This window comes from bacterium, assembly GCA_024228115.1.
Taxonomy (GTDB): Bacteria; Myxococcota_A; UBA9160; order UBA9160; family UBA6930.
In genome coordinates, this window is the sequence record JAAETT010000428.1 from 19,771 (window position 1) to 42,222 (window position 22,452).

General features: G+C 64.4%; 24 protein-coding genes. 20 read left to right on the forward strand and 4 right to left on the reverse strand.

The features are described 5' to 3' along the window. Position 1 precedes the first annotated feature (1 nt). Positions 2-379: a hypothetical protein gene (locus tag GY937_18685; GenBank protein ID MCP5058732.1), complete on the reverse strand. Its 378-nt coding sequence runs from the start codon at positions 377-379 to the stop codon at positions 2-4. Positions 380-541: 162 nt separating this feature from the next. Between GY937_18685 and GY937_18690 the strand changes: the two genes are divergently transcribed. The 14 genes from GY937_18690 to secF all read left to right on the forward strand — a co-directional run bounded on the left by GY937_18690 (position 542) and on the right by secF (position 11,569). Then, entirely contained in the window at positions 542-790 is a 249-nt protein-coding gene (locus GY937_18690) for a hypothetical protein (GenBank protein ID MCP5058733.1), read from the forward strand. Positions 791-882: 92 nt separating this feature from the next. Then, on the forward strand, positions 883-1,449 hold the full coding sequence (gene lptC / locus GY937_18695) for an LPS export ABC transporter periplasmic protein LptC (GenBank protein ID MCP5058734.1): 567 nt from the start codon (positions 883-885) through the stop codon (positions 1,447-1,449). A gap of 11 nt (positions 1,450-1,460) precedes the next feature. Beyond that, complete coding sequence (locus tag GY937_18700) at positions 1,461-2,438, forward strand: hypothetical protein (GenBank protein MCP5058735.1); 978 nt, start codon at positions 1,461-1,463, stop codon at positions 2,436-2,438. Further along, positions 2,435-3,166: an LPS export ABC transporter ATP-binding protein gene (lptB, locus tag GY937_18705; protein MCP5058736.1), complete on the forward strand. Its 732-nt coding sequence runs from the start codon at positions 2,435-2,437 to the stop codon at positions 3,164-3,166. The genes GY937_18700 and lptB overlap by 4 nt, the downstream gene beginning before the upstream one ends. 23 nt (positions 3,167-3,189) lie before the next feature. Beyond that, a complete protein-coding gene (gene rpoN, locus GY937_18710) occupies positions 3,190-4,650 on the forward strand; it encodes an RNA polymerase factor sigma-54 (GenBank protein MCP5058737.1) in 1,461 nt (486 codons plus the stop codon). A 29-nt stretch (positions 4,651-4,679) separates the two neighbouring features. Further along, positions 4,680-5,141, forward strand: a complete 462-nt coding sequence (locus tag GY937_18715) for a PTS sugar transporter subunit IIA (protein MCP5058738.1) — start codon at positions 4,680-4,682, stop codon at positions 5,139-5,141. Between the two features lie 26 nt (positions 5,142-5,167). Then, on the forward strand, positions 5,168-5,686 hold the full coding sequence (locus GY937_18720; GenBank protein MCP5058739.1) for a hypothetical protein: 519 nt from the start codon (positions 5,168-5,170) through the stop codon (positions 5,684-5,686). Beyond that, positions 5,686-6,555, forward strand: a complete 870-nt coding sequence (rapZ, locus tag GY937_18725) for an RNase adapter RapZ (protein ID MCP5058740.1) — start codon at positions 5,686-5,688, stop codon at positions 6,553-6,555. Before GY937_18720 ends, rapZ begins: the two co-directional genes overlap by 1 nt. Then, positions 6,552-7,040, forward strand: a complete 489-nt coding sequence (locus GY937_18730) for a PTS sugar transporter subunit IIA (GenBank protein MCP5058741.1) — start codon at positions 6,552-6,554, stop codon at positions 7,038-7,040. The genes rapZ and GY937_18730 overlap by 4 nt, the downstream gene beginning before the upstream one ends. Before the next feature lie 8 nt (positions 7,041-7,048). Further along, complete coding sequence (locus GY937_18735) at positions 7,049-7,312, forward strand: HPr family phosphocarrier protein (protein MCP5058742.1); 264 nt, start codon at positions 7,049-7,051, stop codon at positions 7,310-7,312. 157 nt (positions 7,313-7,469) lie between these two features. Next, a complete protein-coding gene (locus GY937_18740) occupies positions 7,470-8,624 on the forward strand; it encodes a methionine adenosyltransferase (protein ID MCP5058743.1) in 1,155 nt (384 codons plus the stop codon). 3 nt (positions 8,625-8,627) lie between these two features. Continuing rightward, positions 8,628-8,954, forward strand: coding sequence for a preprotein translocase subunit YajC (yajC, locus tag GY937_18745; protein MCP5058744.1), 327 nt, complete (start codon positions 8,628-8,630; stop codon positions 8,952-8,954). Continuing rightward, complete coding sequence (gene secD / locus GY937_18750; protein ID MCP5058745.1) at positions 8,951-10,525, forward strand: protein translocase subunit SecD; 1,575 nt, start codon at positions 8,951-8,953, stop codon at positions 10,523-10,525. The genes yajC and secD overlap by 4 nt, the downstream gene beginning before the upstream one ends. A 9-nt stretch (positions 10,526-10,534) precedes the next feature. Further along, entirely contained in the window at positions 10,535-11,569 is a 1,035-nt protein-coding gene (gene secF / locus GY937_18755) for a protein translocase subunit SecF (GenBank protein ID MCP5058746.1), read from the forward strand. Positions 11,570-11,696: 127 nt separating this feature from the next. On the opposite strand, the gene GY937_18760 is transcribed toward secF, so the two are convergent. Further along, complete coding sequence (locus tag GY937_18760) at positions 11,697-12,290, reverse strand: PilZ domain-containing protein (protein ID MCP5058747.1); 594 nt, start codon at positions 12,288-12,290, stop codon at positions 11,697-11,699. Positions 12,291-12,556: 266 nt separating this feature from the next. Between GY937_18760 and GY937_18765 the strand changes: the two genes are divergently transcribed. Continuing rightward, positions 12,557-13,147, forward strand: a complete 591-nt coding sequence (locus tag GY937_18765; GenBank protein MCP5058748.1) for a PilZ domain-containing protein — start codon at positions 12,557-12,559, stop codon at positions 13,145-13,147. A gap of 35 nt (positions 13,148-13,182) precedes the next feature. Here GY937_18765 and GY937_18770 read toward each other — a convergent pair whose 3' ends face one another. Together GY937_18770 and GY937_18775 are read right to left on the reverse strand one after the other, a co-directional pair. Further along, a complete protein-coding gene (locus GY937_18770) occupies positions 13,183-13,581 on the reverse strand; it encodes a polymer-forming cytoskeletal protein (protein MCP5058749.1) in 399 nt (132 codons plus the stop codon). A gap of 180 nt (positions 13,582-13,761) precedes the next feature. Beyond that, a complete protein-coding gene (locus GY937_18775; protein ID MCP5058750.1) occupies positions 13,762-15,513 on the reverse strand; it encodes a TolC family protein in 1,752 nt (583 codons plus the stop codon). 134 nt (positions 15,514-15,647) lie between these two features. Between GY937_18775 and ispD the strand changes: the two genes are divergently transcribed. Genes ispD through uvrC form a run of 5 tightly spaced genes read left to right on the forward strand, consistent with a single transcriptional unit; the run spans position 15,648 to position 22,195 of the window. Further along, positions 15,648-16,370, forward strand: coding sequence for a 2-C-methyl-D-erythritol 4-phosphate cytidylyltransferase (ispD, locus tag GY937_18780; protein ID MCP5058751.1), 723 nt, complete (start codon positions 15,648-15,650; stop codon positions 16,368-16,370). Then, positions 16,367-16,852: a 2-C-methyl-D-erythritol 2,4-cyclodiphosphate synthase gene (locus GY937_18785; GenBank protein MCP5058752.1), complete on the forward strand. Its 486-nt coding sequence runs from the start codon at positions 16,367-16,369 to the stop codon at positions 16,850-16,852. Before ispD ends, GY937_18785 begins: the two co-directional genes overlap by 4 nt. Beyond that, positions 16,849-18,261 carry a cysteine--tRNA ligase gene (locus GY937_18790; GenBank protein MCP5058753.1) on the forward strand — a complete coding sequence of 471 codons (1,413 nt, stop codon included), beginning with the start codon at positions 16,849-16,851 and terminating at the stop codon, positions 18,259-18,261. Before GY937_18785 ends, GY937_18790 begins: the two co-directional genes overlap by 4 nt. After that, a complete protein-coding gene (uvrB, locus tag GY937_18795) occupies positions 18,258-20,255 on the forward strand; it encodes an excinuclease ABC subunit UvrB (protein MCP5058754.1) in 1,998 nt (665 codons plus the stop codon). Before GY937_18790 ends, uvrB begins: the two co-directional genes overlap by 4 nt. Before the next feature lie 8 nt (positions 20,256-20,263). Further along, on the forward strand, positions 20,264-22,195 hold the full coding sequence (gene uvrC / locus GY937_18800; GenBank protein MCP5058755.1) for an excinuclease ABC subunit UvrC: 1,932 nt from the start codon (positions 20,264-20,266) through the stop codon (positions 22,193-22,195). Positions 22,196-22,452 lie beyond the last annotated feature (257 nt).

Sequence of the window (22,452 nt, forward strand, 5' to 3'; positions counted from 1 at the left end):
GCTAAGCCTCCGGGTCTTGTTGAAGCTCGACCGTGTTTCCGGCGGGATCGCTGAACCACACGATGCGGCCAGCGCCTTCGCCCATCGCGGCGCTGAGGGTGATGCCGTTGGATGTCAGTTCGCTCTCGGCGCTGGCCAGGTCGTCGACGAAATAGGAGACGTGCGGGCCGAGCGGTGCGCCGGGGCTTCCGTCGTAGGGCGCGTCGATCACGTGGACCTGGCCATTCGGGAGTTGGAGCCAACAGCCACCGATCGCCTTCTCGATGAACTCCGGTCGGGGGCTGGTCTCGATGCCGAGGAGTTGCGTGTAGAAGACACGGGTCTCTTCCCACTTTCCCTGGCAATTGATGGCGGCGTGGTTGAGGCGGGTGATCTTCATGGGTCCTCCGTCCCCTTGGGGATCGTCGGGGCGGGCGAATTGCCGAAAGAAGGCCGGTCGGAGGCTTGGGGAGGGGCCGCCGGCGCCGGGCTGGAATCATGGTAGGTTGTCTACCACGCTTCCAGGCTGTCTGATGAGAATCGACCGCAGGAGAACAGATCCATGCCGCGTCCGCGCCATTCCCTTCGCACGCTTCTCTGCTCGGTCGTCGTGGCTCTCTCGTTGGTCGCCGCCGGTAGCCCCGCGCTGGCCCACGATCATGATTCGACTCGCTCCGGCCACCCGCTTCGAATCGTTGCCTATGTGTTGCACCCCGTCGGCGTCATCCTGGATACGCTGATCCTGAAGCCGGCCCACTGGCTCGGCTCCATCGAGCCGATCTCCACCCTGGTTGGTCACGACGAGGACTGAGCGGGGCCGGCCCCCGAGGCCGCGCCGACCCCTTCACTCCGCCCTCATCTGAGCTGGTTGCTGCCAGCCTCAGTGCGGGTAATATCTGCAAAATGAGTGCCAAAAGCTGGGGGATGCGGCGCGGGCGTGGGCCCCAGAGGCTGGTTTCAGCTCTTGCCCAAGCTGCTGCGGCCACCGGTTGGCTTCTGCTCCTGGCTGGGATCGCTGCTGCTGATGAAGACAAACGCACCCTCGATCTCGAGGGCATGACGTACGTCTCCAGCCATGGCGCGTTCAACGAGTTGGTGCTCGATGCCGAGCAGGCCAACATCAAGCCCGCGGATGACACGGCCCTTCTCGCGGGCGTGCACGTCATCCTGGCTTCGGCTGTTGCCGGTCCGCGGGGTCGCGGGGGGCTCGATATGACCTGCGATACGGGAACCGTGTTTCTGGATAGCGGAGATTTCGTCGCCGAAGGCGATGTGCGGGGCACGACCGGCGACGGCCGGCGCTTCCGTACGACCCGGCTCCGCTACAACCATGAGAAGGGACTGGTCATCACGGATGTACCGGTCTCGATCCGAGACAGGGCCGGAACCTATCGCGGAGGTGGGTTCCAGTATTGGGTTCGCGAGAACCGCTTCAAGCTTTCGGGCGGAGCATCGGTGGTAGCGCAATGAAGGACGGGGTAATGATGCAGCGATACGGGACCATGCGATGGTTAGGCGTGTTATTGGTGCTTGGCCTGGCCATGCCGGCGGCCGCGGAGGTTGCGATTGGCGTCGCGGCGTTCGAGCGGGTCGCGGCGCGGGGGCAGGTCGTGCCTGATGTGGCGACAAGATTGGCCCAGCGCCTCGGAACCCGGGGTGTCGACAAAGTGGTCGGACCGTCCGAGATGGGCGTGGCACCGGTCTCGGAGCCGTCCTCCCAAGATGTCGCGGGTTGGGCGAAGGGCGCTGGCGTCGCGGCTGTGGTCGTCGGCAAGACCACGCGCCTCGGCCGATCTCTCTCGGTCGATGCACGGCTCTACGATTCGGGGGGCAATCTACTCGGCGGTCCGCTGGTCGAGGAAGTCACCCGCGTCGAGGATCTCGGCCGGGCGATCGAAGCCCTTGCGGACCAGGTCGTCGAACGGGTCGGGGAGGGCGATTCCGGGCCGCCCCAGGTCGCAAGCCAGCCCCCGGGCGCGGCCGCACCGGAGGCGTCTTCCAGCAGCGACAGCGGAGGACGCTACTCCGACAAGAGTCCGATTTCGATCAAGGCCGATCAGCTCGAATCCCTGAGTGATGGCGATCGCCGCAAGTTCGTCTTCCGCGGGAACGTACGTGCGGTGCAGGACGATCTGATCGTCAACTCCAGGAAGATGGTGGCGTTCTATCCGCCCGGAAGCAGTTCGCCGGATCGCATGATCGCCACAGGCCGGGTACGCCTCGAGCAGACCGATCGCGTTGCCCATTGCAAGAAGGCCGTGTTCTTCCGCTCCGACCAGCGGGTGGAATGCACGGGCACGCTTGCTGTGCTGGAGCAGGGCTGCGACCGGGTTCGGGGCGAGAAGATCATCTTCCATCTCGATACGGAAGTGATGCACGTCGAGGGCGCTGCGGATGTCCAGATTCGACCCGACGAGCCTGGCTGCAGTAGCGGGCAGGTCGCCGGGGGCGGCCAATGACGGGAACCCGGATCACGACCCAGGGGATCACCAAGCGCTACGGCGACCGGAATGTGGTGGATGGGCTCGATCTGGACATCGGTCCGGGTGAGATCGTGGGGCTCCTCGGGCCGAACGGTGCGGGCAAGACGACCACGTTCAACATGATCGTGGGTGGTATCCGGCCGACTGCGGGCAGGGTGATCCTTGGCAAGCAGGACGTGACCGACCTCCCGATGTTCCAGCGGGCACGCCTGGGTGTGGTGTATCTACCCCAGGAACCCTCGGTCTTTCGAAAACTCTCGGTTGCAGACAACGTGAACGCGATCTTGGAGACGGTCGAATCGGAATCGTCCCGGCGCCGGGAACGCCTGGAACAACTGCTGTCAGAGCTCGGGATTGCCGATAAGGCTGGGCAGCGGGCGGACTCGCTCTCCGGCGGTGAACGGCGGCGAGTGGAGATTGCCCGGGCCCTGGTCCTGGATCCGAAATTCCTGTTGCTGGACGAGCCGTTCACGGGGATCGACCCGATCGCCGTGATCGACATCCAGAAAATCATCGAGCAGCTCAAGATGCGAGGCATTGGCATCGTGATTACCGAACACAAGGTCCGAGAGACGCTCGAGATCTGTGATCGCGCCTACATCATCAAAGACGGCCGGATCATCCGGCACGGAACGCCCGACGAGATTGCAAGCGACCCCGAGATTCGCGAGATCTACCTGGGCGAGAACTTCCAGCTCCGTTAGGCGCCAGGGGAACCGCTGAACCCATGGGAATCGAGCTCAAGCTCCAGCTGAAGATGTCCCAGCAGCTGGTGATGACCCCCCAGCTGCAGCAGGCGATCAAGCTGCTTCAGCTCTCTCGGCTCGAGCTCGAGCAGACGGTCCAGCAGGAGTTGCAGGAAAACCCGGTTCTCGAAGTCCTCGAGATCGATGAGGAACTGCCGAAGGACGTAGGCCGCGAAGAGGAGCGGCCGGACAATGCGCCGGCCGAAGCCTCCGGCGAAGTGGCCGATCCGCGGGAAGCATCCGATGCGGACAAGATCGCGGACATCGATTGGCAGAACTACATCGATGCCTATCCCCAGACCGGCATGGGTACGGGCGTCATCCGCGACGACGACGAGCGCCCGGGGTTCGAAGCCACCCTGACCCAGCGTGAATCGCTCCAGGACCACCTGGAGTGGCAGATCGGTCTCTCGACGTTCACGGACGCGGAGAAGGCTGCAGCGGGCTGGATTCTCGGGAACCTGGATGAACGAGGCTATCTGCGCTCGACTGTCGAGGAGATCGCACGCCAATCCGGGATCGACGAGAAGGAGGTCGAGCAGACCCTCGAACGGGTCCAGCGTCTCGACCCGCCCGGTGTGGCTGCGCGAGATCTACGCGAGTGCCTGTTGAGCCAGCTGGGTCCGCTGTGCATCAAGGACCCCCTGGTTCACACCCTGATCGACCAGTACCTGGACGCATTGCAGAAACGCGACTTCCGCCGGATCGCCCGCGAGTTGTTGATCAGCGTCGAGGAAGTGTCTGCTGCATCCAAGGTGATCGCCCAACTCGAGCCGCGGCCGGGCCGCGCCTACGGTGGCGATGAACCGATCTACATCACCCCGGATATCTACGTCTACAAGGTGGCCGACGAGTTCCACATCGTGTTGAACGAGGACGGGTTACCGAAGCTGAAGATCAACAGTCTCTACCGCGATGTGCTTGCGAAGGATCGCTCGGTCGAGAAAGAGACGCGCACCTACGTTCAGGAAAAGGTCCGTGCGGCGATGTGGTTGATCAAATCGATCCACCAACGCCAGCGTACGATCTACCGGGTGATGGAGAGCATCGTCCGGCACCAAAGGGAATTCTTCGAGCGCGGCGTCGCCTACCTGAAGCCGTTGAACCTGCGGGATGTCGCGGATGACATCGGCATGCACGAATCCACGGTCAGCCGAGTGACCACGAACAAGTACACCCATACTCCCCAGGGGATCTTCGAGCTGAAGTATTTCTTCAATTCGAGCATCAATCGGGTCCAGGGTGAGGCGATCGCCAGCGAGAGCGTCAAGGCGAAGATCAAGAAGATCATCACGAACGAGGATGGCCGGAGGCCCCTCTCGGATCAGCGGATTGCGGAAATGCTGAAGACCGCCAACATCGATATTGCCCGCCGGACGGTGACGAAATACCGGGAATCCATGAACATCCTATCCTCGACTCGAAGGCGGGAAGTCGGCTAGCCTCGCCGCCGCACGCTCGGGAGACTCCCATGAAGATCATGGACATCCTCGTCAAGGACGCCGTGATCCTGGACATCGAATCGCAAGAGAAGGACGCGGTTCTTCTCGAGCTTGCCAAACGGCTGGCAGCGGCAGAGCCCGTGCTCGATGAGGAACGCCTGCACAAGGTTCTCGTCGAGCGAGAGGCGCTCCAGAGCACGGGCATCGGGGACGGGGTGGCCATTCCCCACGGCAAGCTTGCCGGCCTTTCCCGACTGGTGGCCTCCTTCGCTCGCAGCAAGGCCGGAGTGGATTTCCAATCCATCGACGGCCAGAAAACCCATTTGTTCTTCCTCCTGGTGGTACCGGAGCACTCCGGGGGCCAGCACCTGAAGGCACTGGCCCGCATTTCACGATTCTTCCGGGACGCCTCGTTTCGCAAGGCGCTCGAGGAGGCCTCGACCACGGAGGATGTCCTCCAGGCGATCGAGGAAGAGGACGGCAAGTTCTGAGCGGCGAAGGCGCTGGCTCGGCGAACGTGCCGGCGCGGATCCATGCCGCGCTGGTTCAGGTGCTCGGCGTGGGAGTCCTGATCCGGGGCCCCAGTGGCGTGGGAAAGAGCGAGACGGCGCTCGAACTGATCCAACGGGGCCACCGCCTGGTGGCAGATGACGTGGTCGAGATCGAAACGTGTGGCGATGGATTCCTGATGGGTCGGTCGCCGGAGCTGATCCGGCACCACATGGAGATTCGCGGAATCGGTTTGCTCTACGTACCCGAGCTGTTCGGCGAAAAGGCCGTCCTCGAACGGGCGCGAATCGAATTGATCTGTCGCATGGAGCAGTGGCAGGAAGGCGAGGGCTACGAGCGCGTCGGCCACGACCGTCCCCGCGAGAGCATCGCGGGGCAAGAACTGCCTGCAGTCGTTCTGCCCGTTCGACCCTCCGGCAATATGGCGACGCTGGTCGAGGTTGCGGTCCGCGACCATCTCCAGCGGGGGTTGCGCGGGAGCGCTGCAGAGCGCTTCGACCAGCGATTCCGGGCGGGTTCCTCGTGATGCATGCTGCAGACCAGCGAATCGTCTTCGTGAGCGGGCTCTCGGGAAGCGGCAAGAGCACGGCCATGGCTGCGCTCGAGGATCTCGCGTTCTATTGCGTCGACAATCTGCCGGCGCCCCTCACGCCCCAGTTTCTCGATCTATGTGCGGGCTCGACGCCCCCGATCACCAAGGTCGCACTGGCCATCGATACCCGGGAGAGTGCGTTCCTGAACGCGATCCCGGCGGTGGTCGAGGATCTGCGGCGATCCGGCGCGGCGGTCACCGTCGTCTTTCTCGAGTGTGCCACCGAAGTGCTCGTGAATCGCTACCGGGAGACGCGGCGCGTGCATCCCCTGGCCCAGGACGGCTCCGTCACGACCGGCATCGAAACCGAACGGGAGCTGTTGACCGATGTCTCCAGGCTGGCGGATGTGACCATCGATACCAGCCAGCTGAACGTTCACGAGCTGCGTGAGACGATCGTGGGGGCCGTTGCGGGGCACACCCGCCAGACCATCGTCAACCTGACTTCCTTCGGTTTCCGCTACGGCGTTCCCACGGCCGCGGAGCTGCTCTTCGATGTGCGGTTCCTTCCGAATCCCCACTTCGAAGCCGGGCTGCGGCCTGGTACGGGCATGGACGAGCCAGTCGCCGCATTCGTCCTGAAGGACGCGCGGACCAGCACCCTCTTGAACCATCTGCACCAACTGCTCGAGTTCCTGCTCCCTTGCTACGACGACGAAGGAAAGGCCTATCTTACGGTGGGCGTCGGCTGCACGGGCGGCCGACACCGCTCGGTGGCGATCGTCGAGACCCTGCGCGGCTGGCTCGATGAGCTGGGCCGCGAAGTGAACGTGACCCATCGGGATGTAGGCAAGAGCACATGAAGCTCGCGGCTTCCGACAACGGAGAAAACGAATTGAAGACCGGCGTGATGATCGTGTCCCACTACCGCCTCGGCGAGGAGATGCTGCAGGCTCTGCGCTTGATCGTGCCCGAGGCACCGCCGTTCCAAGCCGTAGGAATCGAACCCAAGCAGGCGGTGGACGACATGCGCGCGGCCATCGCAGAGCGCCTGGAAACGGTCGATCGGGGCGAGGGCGTGCTGATCCTGACGGATATGTTCGGGGGAACGCCGTCCAATATCAGCCTGTCCTTCCTCGACGAGCACCGGGTCGAGGTGGTGACCGGCGTCAATCTCCCGATGCTGATCAAGCTCGCCACCTGGAGCGATCCGCCGCCCCTCGAGGAGTTGGCTCGCAGGATCCGTGACTACGGCCAGCGCGATATCAAGGTCGCGAGCGAGCTCCTACCGGATCGGTCAGGCCCCCAGGAAGATCGGTCAGGCTCCCAGGAGCCGGCCGGAGGATGAGCGGGAGGGTGGAGAAGGCGTTCGTCGTGGCCAGCGAGCTCGGCCTGCATGCCCGTCCCGCAGGGGAATTCGCCAATCTGGCCGGCCGGTTCGACGCAGAGGTCGAAGTCTCCCGGGGCGGCGAGTGGGTGAGCAGCCGAAGCGTTCTCTCGCTCCTCTCCCTGGCGGCCTCTCAGGGGACGTCTCTCCAGCTCCGAGCCGAGGGGCCGGACGCCGCGGCCGCCGTCGAGGCCCTGGGCACCCTCATCGAGCGTCCGGAACTGCCCGCCTGAGGGCCGTTCCGCCAAGCCCTCCGCGACAGCTCCTCGCCCCGTATCCCCTTGTTTTCATTGCCGTCCGGGGCCCCTTCTCCTACGATCCGCGCCCGCCACAACGCCGCTGTGGCCCGCCTATCCCCTCTTGGCGCCGCTTTCCAAGGAGTCCAACGATATGGCTGCCCGTTCCGTTTTCACGTCCGAATCCGTTTCCATGGGTCACCCGGACAAGCTTTGCGACCAGGTCTCGGATGCGGTTCTCGATGCCATGCTCGCCCAGGATCGGAACTCGCGGGTCGCCTGCGAGACGCTCACCACGACCGGCCTGGTGATGATTGCCGGTGAGGTCACGACCAACGCCCAGGTGGAGTTGGCGCCTCTGATCCGCAGCGTGGTCCATGACATCGGCTACACGAGCTCCGAGATGGGCTTCGACGCCGCGACATGCGCCGTCCAGATCGCGCTGGGCCAGCAGTCGCCGGATATCTCCCAGGGTGTGAGCGAGGGCGAGGGCCTGCACAAGGAACAGGGTGCCGGCGACCAGGGCATGATGTTCGGCTTCGCCTGCACCGAAACGCCCGAGCTGATGCCCGCGCCGATCCACTTCTCCCACAAGCTGATCGAGTCGCATCGCGGAAAGCTGGAGAGCGGAGAGCTCGACTACCTGCGGCCCGATGCCAAGAGCCAGGTCTCCATCGAGTACGAAGACGACGTTCCCGCGCGCATCTCGGCGGTCGTGCTCTCCACCCAGCATTCGCCGGATGTCAGCCACAACCAGCTGAAGAAGGAGATCGCCGAGCAGGTGATCCGGCCGACGCTACCGGCCGAGCTCCTCGATGACGACACCGTGTTCCATGTCAACCCGACCGGCCGCTTCGTGGTCGGTGGCCCGATGGGCGATGCCGGCTTGACCGGTCGCAAAATCATCGTGGATACCTACGGGGGGATGGGCCGTCACGGCGGAGGCGCCTTTTCCGGCAAGGACCCGAGCAAGGTCGATCGCAGCGGTGCCTACGCGGCCCGCTGGGTGGCGAAGAATCTGGTGAAGGCCGGTGTGGCGACCCGCTGCGAGGTGCAATTGGCCTACGCGATCGGTGTGGCCGAGCCCGTGTCCGTGCGGGTCGACACGTTCGGTACCAGCACGGCCGATTGGGTCGAGCTCGAGCGCCTGGTCCGCAAGCATTTCGATCTGACGCCTGCGGGAATCATCGATGCCCTGGGCCTCCGTGCACCGATCTACCGGCCGACGTCGTATCACGGCCACTTCGGCCGAGAGGGCTTCCCCTGGGAGGCCACCGACAAGGCCGACGCGATCCGGGGAGACTCCTAGGTCATGGTAGGCGGCGGCTGGATCCTCCTTCAGGCTCAGGGTGGCGGCAGCGCACTCGAGTTCCTGTTTCCCATGGCCATGATCTTCCTGATCTTCTACTTCCTGCTGATCCGTCCGCAGCAGAAGAAGCAGAAAGAGCATGACGACATGCTCAAGGCTGTCGAAAAGGGCGATCGGGTCGTTACGACCGGAGGCCTTCACGGCGAGGTCGTCGGCAGCTCCGAGGAGGTCCTGACCCTCGACGTGGGCACCCAGAAGGGGCAGTTGAAGGTGAAGGTCGATCGCACCCGCATCGAGCGGCGAATCGAAAAGAAGGGGGCCCCGGAATGAGCCTGCGCTTGCGTCTCGGGGCCGTCGTGGCCCTGGTGCTGTTGCTCGGCTGGCAGGCGGTCGGTGGCTTCTTCGAACCGGACCAGCGCGAGGCGGCCTGGTGGCTGCCCGACGACGCCGTCCGTCTTGGGCTCGATCTGCGCGGCGGGATCCACATGGTCCTCTCGCCGGATCTCGAGGTTGCCCTGGACCGGGAACTCAACTCCCTGAAGGACGGCTTCGAGCAAACCCTCACCGACGAGTCGGTTACTGGCGTCAAGCTGTTCGTCAGCGATCGGGAATTCCACATCCAGCCTTCCGCACCGGCCGATGCGGCGAAGGTCGAGGAACTCCTGGCCGATTGGAACGTGGTGGATATCGCACGGCCGGACGCGATCGAGTTCGTACTCACGCTCACGACCGAAACAACGGAACGCGTGCGCAACGAGGCGATGGGACAAGCGCTCGAGGTCTTGCGGCGACGCATCGACGATCCTCAGACGGGCATCCCCGAATCCGTGATCACCAAGCAAGGCAAGGAACGGATCCTCATCCAGATTCCCGGCATGGACCGGGTTCCGGACATCCTCGGCACGACCGGTTTCCTCGAGTTCAAGATCGTGCAGGACGTGGCGCCTACAGAGGATCTGCTGCGGGCGAAGTACGAATCCGGGCTTCCCGACGGGATGATCATCGGGTTCGAGAGGGATCGGGAATCGGATCGGATCCTGAATGCCTATCTGATCCCCGCCAATGCGGATATCACCGGTGAGCGCTTGACCGACGCGCGGGTCGGGTTCGACAACCGTCGCAACGAGTGGCTGGTGACCTTCACCTGGGATGCGGAGGGTGGACGGGTCTTCGGCGAACTGACAGAAGCGAACCTGCAGAAGCCTCTGGCGATCATTCTCGACGGGAGCGTGTTCAGCGCGCCGACGATTCAGTCGCGGATCTCACGCAATGGGCAGATCACGGGGCGCTTCACCTCCCAGGAAGCCACCGATCTGGCAATCATCCTGCGCGCCGGTGCGCTGCCGATTCCGCTGCGGATCGAGGAGGAGCGCACCATCGGGCCCGCGCTCGGCGCCGATTCGATCCAACGCGGCTTGCGTGCCTCGTTCGCCGGTTTGCTGATGATCGTCGTGTTCATGCTCGGCTACTACCGGCTCTCCGGCGGTTACGCGAGCATCGCGTTGTTCGTCAATCTGGTGATGATCGGCGGTCTGATGTCGATCTTTCAAGGCACACTCACCGTACCCGGTATCGCGGGGCTGGTGCTCACGGTCGGTATGGCGGTCGATGCCAACGTGATCATCTTCGAGCGGATTCGCGAGGAGGTCAAAGCGGGCCGCACGCCCCGTGCCGCGATTGCGGCGGGCTTCCAGAAGGCGCGCTGGACGATCCTCGATGCGAACATCACCACCCTCGGCACCGCGATCATCCTGTACAGCTACGGCACCGGCCCGATCAAGGGCTTCGCCGTGACCCTCTCCGTGGGCATTCTCACCAGCGTGTTCGCAGCGCTCGTACTCACTCGGCTGCTCTACGAGGTCCACCCCGGCCAGAAGAGCGTGTCCGAGCTTTCGATCTAGGAGTCCGCTGTGTCCGTCGAGATCATCAAGTCCGACACCCATATCGATTTCCTCTCGAAGTGGCGTATCTGCGTGGCGCTCTCGGTGGCGCTCATCGTCGCCGGCCTCATCGGCGTGGCCACCCGCGGCGTCCAGCTGGGAATCGATTTCGCGGGCGGGACCGAGGTCCAGATCCGCTTCCACGAAGGCGTGATCGCGGACGAGGGTGCGATTCGCGAGGTCGTCTCAGGGCTCGACATCGAGGGCGCGAGCGTCATTCGCTACGGCACGCCGGAAACGAACGAGTTCCTGATCAAATTCCCGGGCGAGCGGCGCATCGAGCACGAAGAGGAGTCGCAGGAAGGCACCCTGGCCGCCACCAACGACCGGATCATTGCGCTCGACGAAGCGCTCACCGGTGAGATCGGCGCCCACGATCGCCAACGTGTGGAGTTCGTCGGCCCCAAGGTCGGAGCGGAACTGCGCGATGATGGCCTTCGCGCGATGGGCATCGCCGGCCTTCTGATCCTCGCCTACATCGCCTTCCGTTTCTCCACGCGCTTCGCGCCAGGAGCCGTCGTGGCTCTCGTCCACGATGTCTTGATCACCTGTTCCATCTGGGTCTTGCTCGGGCTCGAGTTCGATCTGCGGGTGCTTGCGGCCCTGCTGGCCATCATGGGCTACAGCCTGAACGATACGATCATCGTCTACGACCGGGTGCGCGAGAACATGGAGCTCCGCACGAAGCACGACCTGAAGGAAGTGCTGAACCGAAGCGTGAACCAGACCCTCTCGCGAACCTTGTTGACGTCGATCACCACCCTGACGGCGGTGCTCTGCCTGCTCTTCCTGGGCGGCGATGTCGTGCTGCCCTTCGCGCTGGCCATGGCCATCGGCGTCGTCATCGGCACCTATTCTTCGATCTACATCGCGAGCCCGACCCTGCTGTGGCTCGAGACCTATATGGCAGGCGGGGCCGCCGGTGGGGCCTCTCCCGGGGATGCGAAGAAGCCGAAGGGCGGCAAGAAGAAAGGCCGGGGGAAATCGGCCAAGGCGGCCCTCTAGCCATGGAACGCGGGGGCATTCCTTAGGAAATCCCCGGTCACTCGCGCCGCTGGCTGGACCATCCTTCAAGGCGTACGCGGTATCTTCCGATTCGAGGGAGATGGACCGATCCACCGAAGGCGAAGGCCTAGACCGGACGGAGATCTAGGATCTCCCAACGGTCTCCAACCTCTTCGAGCGCGTATCGGGAGGCCTCCGCCTTGCAGCCGCCGGCGACGGAGAGCAGACGCACGCTGTGGTTCTCCCGGTGTCGAACTCGGACGCGAAACCACCGGTTGATCTTTGGTTTCGGTAGAAGGCTCGATGCGGGCCGAGAGGCAATGCGGGGTGCTGCACCTTGGCGAGGATGCGTGCCGGAGCGTTGCTGACTTCTCTGCGCCTCGAAGGCGACGAGTTCCAGGAAATCGTTCCCGGCCTCGTTGATCACCATGCCGAGCGTCCAAGCCTCGGTGAGGCGGCTCGTCCGAGCCGTTCGCATCCGCCAGACGATGCCCTGAAGGCGAACCTGCTTTCGGCCGGGAGCGTCGATTCGGACGTGGATCGGGTCGCCCTCGTCCGCTCGGAACGGACTCTCCACTGCCAGGCCAGAGAGGGACACGTTGACCAGGATGCCCTTCTCCCAGCGGCGTCCTCGACGCAATTGGCAGCGAATCCGGCAGGAGTGGCGAGCGTTGTTCCTGCGTTCGCTGGCCCGTGCGGCGGAGCTGAGCCCATCATGCATCCAGAATTCCTCCCAATCCGGAGTCGGCCACGTGGGTGGGGGACTTGAGGCCCTTCCCCTGCCCGCGAAATACTGGCTCGATCCGAAATGTCCCCGAAGATCAACAGGTTGCAGCGGTTCTTGCCAGATAGACGCAAGCTTTCGAAGGTGCTCAGTTTTTCGGCGCCAAGCCGGAATCTTCTGGGCCCAGCCAGGCCTTTCAGGTCCTCGAGGGAGCCCGGGGGGCGAGTGGTAACGCTTCGTCTTGGGCGACCGATAGGTAGTTGATGGACCGAAGAAAGAATGGCCGGCGCATCCAGCGGCGGGCGCAATCCACGATTCGCCAGCGTGACGCGGACTATCAGGGCATGATCCTGGATCTTTCCGAAGGCGGTCTGGCGGTCGTCTGCCCCGCCGATCTCGAGATCGGTAGCTCTGCGGAAATCGAGTTCCCCGGGTTGGGCCAGCCCGTCGTCGTGAAGGCCATGATCTGGAATCAACGCAAGGTGCGGTACCGCAGGGGCGAGAGCTTTGCCTACGGCTGCATCGTCGAGAATCCCGGAGCGGATTTCCTGGATCTGATACCTGACGAGAAACCCCACCAGGCAACCAAAATCGATTCGGCGGTCGCCGCTGCCGGCCAGACTGAAGGGCTCGAGGAAGCGCGCGCTGATCTGTCGGAGGCCCTGGAAGAATCAGCGGCTGCAGTTGAGCCCCGGAGCTTTCGAGTGCGGATTTGCCAACGTGCTGGCACGCGCACGAAGACGTTGACGCTGGTGGCCGCGAATGAGGACGAAGCCCGCGAAGAGGCCCAGGCGTCCCTGGGCCCCGAGTGGGATGTCCTCGAAGTGCTCGCCGGCCGCCAGAAGAGGCAGTGAAGGAAGGGTTTTCCCCCGACCCTTCACTGCCAGTCTCAGCCTTCTGCGCTGGCTCCAGCGGAACTGCTGCCGCTGGGGACAGGCTTCGGAGCGGAAGCCGATGCGGCGGGTGCGCTGGCGGCCTTGGCCCCCATCTCCACGGCACCGTTCAGCACGGCACCTTCCTGGATGATGAGCCGGGGAGCGCGGACGTCGCCGTCGACGATGCCGGCGCCTTCGACCTCGATCTTGTCCGTTGCGTTCAGGTTGCCCGTCACATGCCCGATCACGCTGACGGCCTTGGCGGTCACTTCTGCCTTGACCTCGCCATCGGCGCCGATCGTGAGCTGGTTGTTCGGAAGATCGATGCGGCCTTCTACCGTGCCGTCGATCTGGAGATCCTCGTTTCCGGTGAGATCTCCCTTGATGGTGATGGACTTGCCGATGTTGGCCACGCTGGCCCCTCCTTGGATGTGCTCTCGTTCCCGTCCGGATGTACTCGGCACCGGCCTCTCGGCCGGCGTTTCCGCCAAGACCCCGGGCGTAGTTGCGGGAGCTTCCGAATCGGGCGTGGAGTCGCGTTGACTCTTTCCGAACAGGCTCACAACGACCTCCGGTGAAGGCGAAGGCGGATCTTAACGCAGCGGACGCGCCTCTTCGACGATCACGCCGCGATCTTCGAGAATCGTTCCCTGCGCCCGGTCCAGGCTCGCGACCGAACTGTGGTAGATCTGCAGCGCTCCGATCTTCTGGCTCTCCGCTTCGACCAGGTCTTCTTCGCGCTGCAGCACGTCGAAGGGCGTGGATTCACCATGCTCGAGCCGGATCTGCTCGGCCCGGTGCTGCTCCTGGGCCGCCACCCGACGACGTTCCGCGGCTTCGATTCCCAGCTGTGCGGACCGCAGGTCACGCACGGATTTCCGAACGTCGATCACGATCTGTTGCTCGAGGCGCCGCAAGAAGGTGCGCGCCTTGCGTAGCTCGAGGTGAGCCTTGTCCACGCCGCCCCGGCCCGCGCGGTTGCCGAGTGGAATCGTGAGCCGGGCGCCGCCAGTCCACTGCTTGGCGCCGTCCGCAGAGAAGTAGTCGTCGTCCGCGCTCGAGAAGGTGCGGCTGGCCGCTGTGGGCTGGCGGACGCGCTCGCCTTGCGCATTCAGGACGGGGACTTGTTCCACCGTGGTCCGGTTCGCAACAGCAATGGGGGCTCCTCCTCCGAGTGGGCTCACCGGGATGGGTTCGGTCACGACCTGAGGTTGCGTCACGCCACCGAAGATCGGCTCGGCAGGATTCGTGGCGCCTGCCAGGCCCTGGTAGCCGTAGCTCCCGACCAGGTCGAGCTGCGGCAGCCGCTGGTTTCGCGCGAACTTCAGGCTGATCCGGGTCTGCTCCAACTGCCTACGGGCGATCTCCAATTCCGGCCGCTTCTCGAACGCCTTGCGGGCGCTCTCTTCGCGGTCGAGCTCGAAGGTGGTGTATTCCTCCGGCTTGTCGGTGGGGATGATCTTCAGGCTCGACGTGGGGGACAGATACGGGCCCAGAACGGCGTCGATCAAGTCGTCCTGCGCGGTGAGGTAGCGATTGTCGGCGCCGATCTGGCGAAACTCCCGATCGGCGACACCGGCCTCGGATTCGGTGACTTCGACCCGCGAGACGACGCCGACTTCGTATTGGGCATTCGTCTGGCCAAGCAAGGCGCGGGACGTCTCGAGGCTCTTGTTGGCAACGGCCCGGTTCTCCTTCTGGGCGGCCAGGTCCCAGTAGGCGTTCTCGATGCCGCGCACCACATCCATCAGTTGCTGGCGGAACTCCTCCTGGGCGATTTCGCTGCCGAGCCCGCTGATCTTCACCTGTGTCCAGGCCTGGCCCCAGAGAAAACCCTTCAGGATGGGCATCGTGACCGATCCCGTGATGCCGGAGTTGTACTCGGGAGAGAGCTCCGAAATCGAAGACGTGGTCGTGATACGCCGGCCCGTGAAGCCAAGGTCGTAGGTCCAACCGAGCTTGGGGAGCAGGCCACGCAGCCCACCACTTCCGGTGGTCTCGCGTTCGACGAGGCGCCCCCCCGCTTGCAGCGCGCTGGCGATCGGTGTCTCGCGGCTCGCGTAGTCGAAGGTGCCGTAGAGGTTCGGGTCGTGCGCTCCGCGGGCGATGCGGTGGTCCTGCTCCGCGATCATCGGATCGTGCCGCACGATTTCCACGTCGAGATTGTTCTCGATCCCCATGGCGATCGCGTCGGTCAGTGAGAGCGCAAGCTCGCCACGCAGATCGGGCTGGAGTCCACCCGGTAACGGGGTGGCCTCTGCCACGGCCGCATCCGGCGGATCTTCCGCAAACGCAGGCAGGGCAAGTGCAAAGGTGAGCAGGGCCGCGAACAAGTGGCGAGCCATCGACAGTTCCCCTCCAAACGCCGCGCCGCGGGTCGGATCCCGGGCTACGGCTTCGACACGTCGGTCGAAAACGCGCTGCAGTACCGTAGCAACCCCGGGGGGGAAGGCACGTTGGTTCCGCTATCCTGCGGGCCATGAGCGTGGCCGCTCTCGTGCTGGCCGCCGGTCGAGGCCAGCGCCTGCGCCGCAGCCTGACATCACCCGGTGGCGCTGAGAACGACCTGCCGCCGAAGGCGTTCCTTCCGGTGGCGGGGCGGACCCTGCTCGTCCGCTCGCTGCTGAGGATGGCCGAGGCGGAGGAGATCGATCAGCTGATCCCTGTCGTTCCCGAGGCCTGGTTGGCCCGCTTCGAGGCGGGCGTGGGCGAGATGGACCCGGTTCCTGGCCTGCTGCCCTCCGTCGTAGGCGGGGCCGAGCGTCAGGATTCGGTGGCGGCCGGGCTCGAAGCGCTTCCGGCGGAGGTGAGCCATGTGGTCATCCACGATGCGGCTCGTCCGCTGGTCCCCGCCGAAGATGTCCGCCGCGTGGTGCGAGCGGCTCTCGACTGCGGCGCGGCGCTCCTCGCCACGCCGGTGACCGATACGATCCATCAGGTCGAAGGCGAGCGCCTTCGGGAGACCCCTGCGAGGGAAGGGCTCCGGGCCGCGTTGACACCCCAGGCGTTTCGGGTGGATTGGCTGAGGGAGGCGCTGGCCAAAGCCCGAGCGGATGGTGTGTACGGAACGGATGACGCGGCGCTGGTCGCGCGCCTGGGCGTGGAGGTCCGTGTGGTCGAGGGCGATCCCATCAATCGAAAGATCACGACCGCCGCGGATCTGGCCTGGGCCGAAGCCGTGCTTCAGGGGGAGTCTTCATGAGTGTTCGCGTGGGGCAGGGCTTCGATGTCCACGCTCTGGCGGAGGGTCGCAAGCTGGTGTTGGGTGGCGTGGAGATCCCGTCGGATCGCGGGCTCGCTGGCCACTCGGATGGAGACGCGCTGCTGCACGCGGTGACCGATGCCGTGCTCGGCGCGCTCGGAGAAGGCGATCTCGGTCGCCACTTTCCTTCGTCGGACGAACGTCTGCGCGGGGTCGCCTCTCGGGAACTGCTGCTCCGGGCGATGGCCCTGGCACGGGAAGCGGGCTTCCGCATCGGAAACTGCGATGCGACCGTGATCGCCCAGGCACCGAGGCTGGCGCCGTACCAGGCCAGCATGCGCAAGGTCCTGGCAGAGTTGCTGGGGGTGCCGGAGGCGCAGGTGAACGTCAAGATCACCAGCACCGATGAACTCGGAGCGATCGGTCGTGGGGAAGGGATCGCCGCGCAGGCGGTCGTGCTGCTGGAGACGAGCGACGGATGACCGACGGGCTTCTTCTCTACAACTCGCGCACGCGCAAGAAAGAACGTTTCATCCCCATCGAGCCGGGCCGTGCTGGCGTGTATTCCTGCGGGCCGACGGTCTATTCAGCCCAGCACATCGGCAACCTGCGGCCCTACCTGTTTGCAGATCTGCTCGTCCGCGCGTTGAAGGCGCATGGCTTGGAGGTCACCCACGTCATCAACGTGACCGATGTGGGCCACCTCACCGATGATGCGGACGCGGGCGAAGACAAGATGGAGAAGGCCGCCGCACAGAGCGGGCGTCGTGCCGAGGAAATCGCGGCGGAGTACACGGAGCAATGGCTGGTGGATCGGCGCAGACTCGGGATCCCCGATCCGGACGTGTTGTGCAAGGCGACGGATCATATTCCGGAGCAGATCGAGATGATTCGCCAGCTGGAGGCGAAGGGTGCGACGTATCGGATCGCGGATGGGATCTACTTCGATGTCGCGAAGTTTCCCCGCTACGCCGATCTTGCTCGCCTGGATCTCGCCCAACAAGAAGGCGCGAACCGGATCGAAGAGGTGACCGAGAAGCGCCAGCCGGCGGATTTTGCACTCTGGAAGTTCGCAGAGAAAGGCGTCCAGAGGCAGCAGGAGTGGGATTCTCCCTGGGGCGTTGGCTTTCCCGGCTGGCATATCGAGTGCTCGGCCATGAGCACGAAGTACCTGGGGAAGACCTTCGACATCCATACCGGCGGGATCGACCATCTGCCGGTGCATCACTCGAACGAGATTGCCCAGAGTGAGACGGCACTCGGTGTCGACCCCTGGGTCAACGTCTGGATGCACGAGGAGTTCATCGATTTCCAGGGTGAGAAGATGTCGAAGTCTCTTGGCAACGTGTACATCCTGCAGGATCTGGTGGATTCGGGCTTCCTGCCGCTTTCGTTCCGATACTTCTTCCTCCAGGCCCACTACCGGAAGCAACAGACCTTCACCGATGACGCGATGGCGGCGGCGGATCGCGGCTACCGAAGGCTGGTCGCCCAGGCCCAGGCCTTGACGGAAGAGGGCGGAGTGGACGAACAGGCGGTGGAGAATTGCGGCGCCGAATTCCGAGCCGCGATGAATGACGATCTGAACGCGCCGCGCGCGCTCGCTGCAGCGACGCAGCTCGTTCGGGACGAAAGCCTGTCTCCTGCGACTCGCCGCGCTCTGCTGACGGAATGCGACGCCTGGTTGGGCCTCGGCCTCTTGACCGCGGAGCTCCCGCAGGCGATTCAAGAAGCAGACCCGCGCATCGACGACCTGGTGGCGGCTCGGCAAGCGGCCCGGGATGCGAAAGAATGGGCGGAAGCCGATCGCATCCGCGACGAGTTGACGGCCGAAGGTGTGACGATCGAGGATACGCCGGACGGGCCGATCTGGAGACGCAGCGAGCCATGAGCGAGCCCTTCAAGCTCGAGAGCGAATTCCAACCCGCGGGCGATCAGCCCCGGGCGATCGCCGAGCTTGTCGAAGGCATTCAGCGGGGCCAGACCCACCAGACGCTGCTCGGTGTGACCGGGAGCGGCAAATCGTTCACGATGGCCTGTGTGGTCGAAGCGCTGAATCGGCCGGCCCTGGTCATGGCACCGAACAAGACATTGGCGGCCCAGCTCTACGCAGAGTTCAAGCAGCTCTTCCCGTCGAATGCTGTCGAGTACTTCGTTTCCTACTACGACTACTATCAGCCCGAAGCCTACATCCCCTCGACGGATACCTACATCGAAAAGGACTCGTCGATCAACGATGAGATCGACAAGCTGCGCCACTCGGCAACCCACTCACTCCTGACCCGGAAGGATGTGCTGGTGGTGGCGAGTGTCTCCTGCATCTACGGGCTGGGCTCCCCGGAAGCCTACGGGGCGATGCATGCCTTCGTGGAGGTCGGAACCGTCATCGACCGTGATGCCTTCCTGCGTCATCTGGTCGACATGCTCTACGACCGCAACGATCACGATTTTCAACGGGGCACGTTTCGCGTGCGGGGCGACGTGGTCGAGGTGATCCCCCAGTACGAGAGCGAGCGGGCCCTGCGTATCGAGTTCTTTGGCGAGGAAGTGGAGAGCATCGCCGAGATCGATCCGCTGCGCGGAAAGGTCCTCGCGCGGCCAAAGCGAGCGATGATCTATCCCGCCAGCCACTACGTGGCCACCGAGCAGCGCATCAAGCAGGCCTGCGAAGGCATCAAGGGGGAGTTGGCGGAGCGGCTCGATCTGTTCCACAAGGAAGGGAAGCTCCTCGAAGCCCAGAGGCTCGAGCAGCGCACGCTGTACGACTTGGAGAGCCTGGTGGAGATGGGCTTCTGTCACGGGGTCGAGAACTACTCGCGCTGGCTCGATGGGCGCCAGGAAGGCGAAACGCCCTACACCCTCTACGACTACTTCCCCGACGACGGAATGGTCTTCCTGGACGAGAGCCACGTCTCGGTGCCCCAGATCGGCGGGATGTCCCGGGGCGATCGGGCGCGCAAGGAGACCCTGGTCGAATTCGGCTGGCGCCTGCCTTCGGCCCTGGACAACCGGCCCCTCCGCTTCGAGGAGTGGGAGGAGCGCGCGCCTACCCGGGTCTACGTTTCTGCGACACCGGGCGATTTCGAGATGGAGAAGTGCAAGGGTGTCGTCGTCGAGCAGATCATCCGGCCCACGGGTTTGATCGATCCGTCCGTCGAGATCCGCCCTGCCCAGGGCCAGGTCGATGATCTGCTGGGCGAAATCCGGATCCGCGTCGAAGCCGGCGAGCGCGTGCTCGTGACGACGTTGACCAAGCGCATGGCCGAGGAGCTGACCGACTACTACGCCGATCACGGCGTGAAGGTGCGCTACCTGCATAGCGACATCCAGACCATCGAACGCACCGAGATCATTCGCGAGCTCCGCGAGGGAGTATTCGATGTATTGGTGGGCATCAATCTGCTGCGCGAAGGACTCGATATTCCCGAGGTCTCCCTGGTCGCGATCCTCGACGCCGACAAGGAAGGCTTCCTGCGATCGACCCGCAGTCTGATCCAGACGATCGGGCGGGCGGCGCGAAACATCCGGGGCACGGTATTCCTGTACGCAGACAAGGAGACCGGCTCCATCCGCGACACCCTGGCCGAGACGGGCCGGCGCCGGAAGACGCAGCTCGCCTACAACGAGGAGCACGGCATCACCCCGCGTTCCGTCGAGAAAGCGATCGTTTCGCTTCGAGATTCGATCTGGGAGAGTGATTACGTCACGGTCCCGAAGAAGGAGGAGCGATCCGAGCCCGAGATCCCGCTCCACGAACTGCCTTCGGTTCTCGGGGCTCTCCGCGATGAGATGAAGAAGGCCGCTGACGCACTCGAATACGAGCAGGCGGCCGCGCTACGCGATCGCATCCGGGAGCTGGAGACCGAACGCCTCCAGTCGAGCTGAAGCCTGCCATGGCTGTCGACGAACCCCTCGCCCAACGGATCGCCGAACGCATCGCCAGCCTGCCCACGGGCCCGGGCGTCTACCTGATGAAGAGCGCCCGGGGCAAGGTGCTCTACGTGGGCAAGGCCCAGAACCTTCGAACCCGTGTCCGGTCGTACTGGAATGCCGGGGGGGATGGACGCATTCAGGTTCCAAAGCTCGTCGCCAGGGTGGCCGACGTCGGGGTGCTGGTCACGCCCACGGTCAAGGATGCTCTTCTGCTCGAGAACGAGCTGATCAAACAGCACAAGCCGCCGTTCAATGTTCGGCTGCGGGACGACAAGCAGTACCTGGCGTTGCGGCTCGATCCGCGAGATCACTGGCCACGGCTCACGATGGTGCGTCGGTTCAAACGCGACGGTGCCCAGTATTTCGGACCGTATACGTCTTCTTCGGGCATGAAGCACGCGCTCTCGAACCTGCGCAGGATCTTCCCGCTGCGCACCTGCAGTGACGGTGTGTTCAAGGACTACGAGCGGCGCGGGCGTCCGTGCATCGAGTTCGAGATCGGGCGCTGCCCTGGGCCCTGCTGCGGCAAGGTCAGCGAGGACACCTACCGGGAGTTGCTCAAGGGCACGGAACTCTTCTTGCGTGGCCGTTCCGCGGAATTGGTGAAGGTTCTCGAGCGACGGATGCAGGATGCAGCGAGCGAAGAGCGCTTCGAGGATGCGGCACGACTGCGGGACCGTATCCAGGCTGTCGAAAATACGGTCGAGCGCCAGCAGATCGTCAGCGATCGCCAGGTGGATCGCGATGTCTTTGGTCTCGCACGGACGGGAGGTGAGGCACTCGTGCAGGTCCTCCACGTCCGGGAAGGCCGGGTTGTCGGCTCAGCCGAGTACCCGTTCTCGGACGTTCGCATCGACGATGGTGACGTGGTGAGCTCCTTCCTTGGCCAGTACTACGGCCTGGATCAGGAGCGACAGGTGCCGGCGGAAGTGCTGGCCTCCGCCAGTGCGGGAGACGAGCCCGCGTTGGAAGCGCTGCTCTTCGAACGGGCTGGGCGAAAAGTGGCGGTTCGCGTTCCGAAACGCGGGGCTGGCCGGGAACTGGTCGTCATGGCGATCAAGAATGCCGAGCTGGCCCTTGCCCAGAGGATTCACAACCGGGAGAGCGTCGAAGCGGCCCTCGAGGAGCTACAGGAGAAGCTCTTCTTGTCCGAGCGGCCGCGGCGGATCGAGTGCTACGATGTGTCGAACCTTCAAGGTACGCTGGCCGTCGCGAGCCGAGTGACCTTTCAAGACGGGCTGCGAGACAAGAGCGGCTATCGGCGATACCGCATCAAGGATGCGCCGGCTGGGGACGATCTGGCGTGCATGCGCGAGGTGATCGCGCGGCGATTCGAGAGGATCGACAAGGAGCCCCTCCCGGATCTGTTGGTGGTCGATGGCGGGCGCGGCCAGCTGGCCGTGGTGACGGCGCTGGTCCGGGACGCGGACCTTGCGCTGGATCATGTGGGGATCGCGAAGGAGCGCGACGCGGAAAGTCCCTCGGAGCGGGTGAAGCGTTCCGGTGGGTTGAAAGCCGAACGCTTGTTCCTGCCGAATCGGGTGAATCCGGTGCTGCTCCTGCCGAGTTCGCGCGGGCTCTTGTTGCTGCAGCGGGTGCGCGATGAGGCGCACCGCTTCGCCATCGAGTTTCAACGCTCGCTGCGTCAGAAGATCGGTTTGACTTCGATCCTCGAGGAGATCCCCGGCATCGGTCCGGGCAAGCGTCGTGCTCTCCTGCGAGAGCTCGGTTCGTTGCGGCAGATTCGCGAGGGAACGCCCGAGGAGTTGGAGGCCGTGTCGGGGGTGTCTCGAAAGGACGCCCGCCGGATCCACGGATTCTTTCGTGCGGTGGCGAGTCTGGACGAAGGGGGCGAGGGAATGTCCCCCGTGGAAGGGGATTTCCGCGAATGAGGAGCTGGCGACCCACCTCCGGGTTGGCGGTCTGGGGAACCCGAGACGTGGAAGGTGCTTTGGGGTCGCGGGAGTAGGGCGGCCGTTGCCGGTTGGAATGGTCCGGCACGGCGCTTGCTCTCTAGTCCCTTGTCACACCAAAAGCTGGGGGTAGAGTCGTCGCAGTTTCACGCGGGCTTGTTGGGTCGTGAATTGCCAGTCGACGCCCTTCGTCGTTCGGTTGCGATCGTCTTGCCAGGCTTGGACTTGGCGCGTGA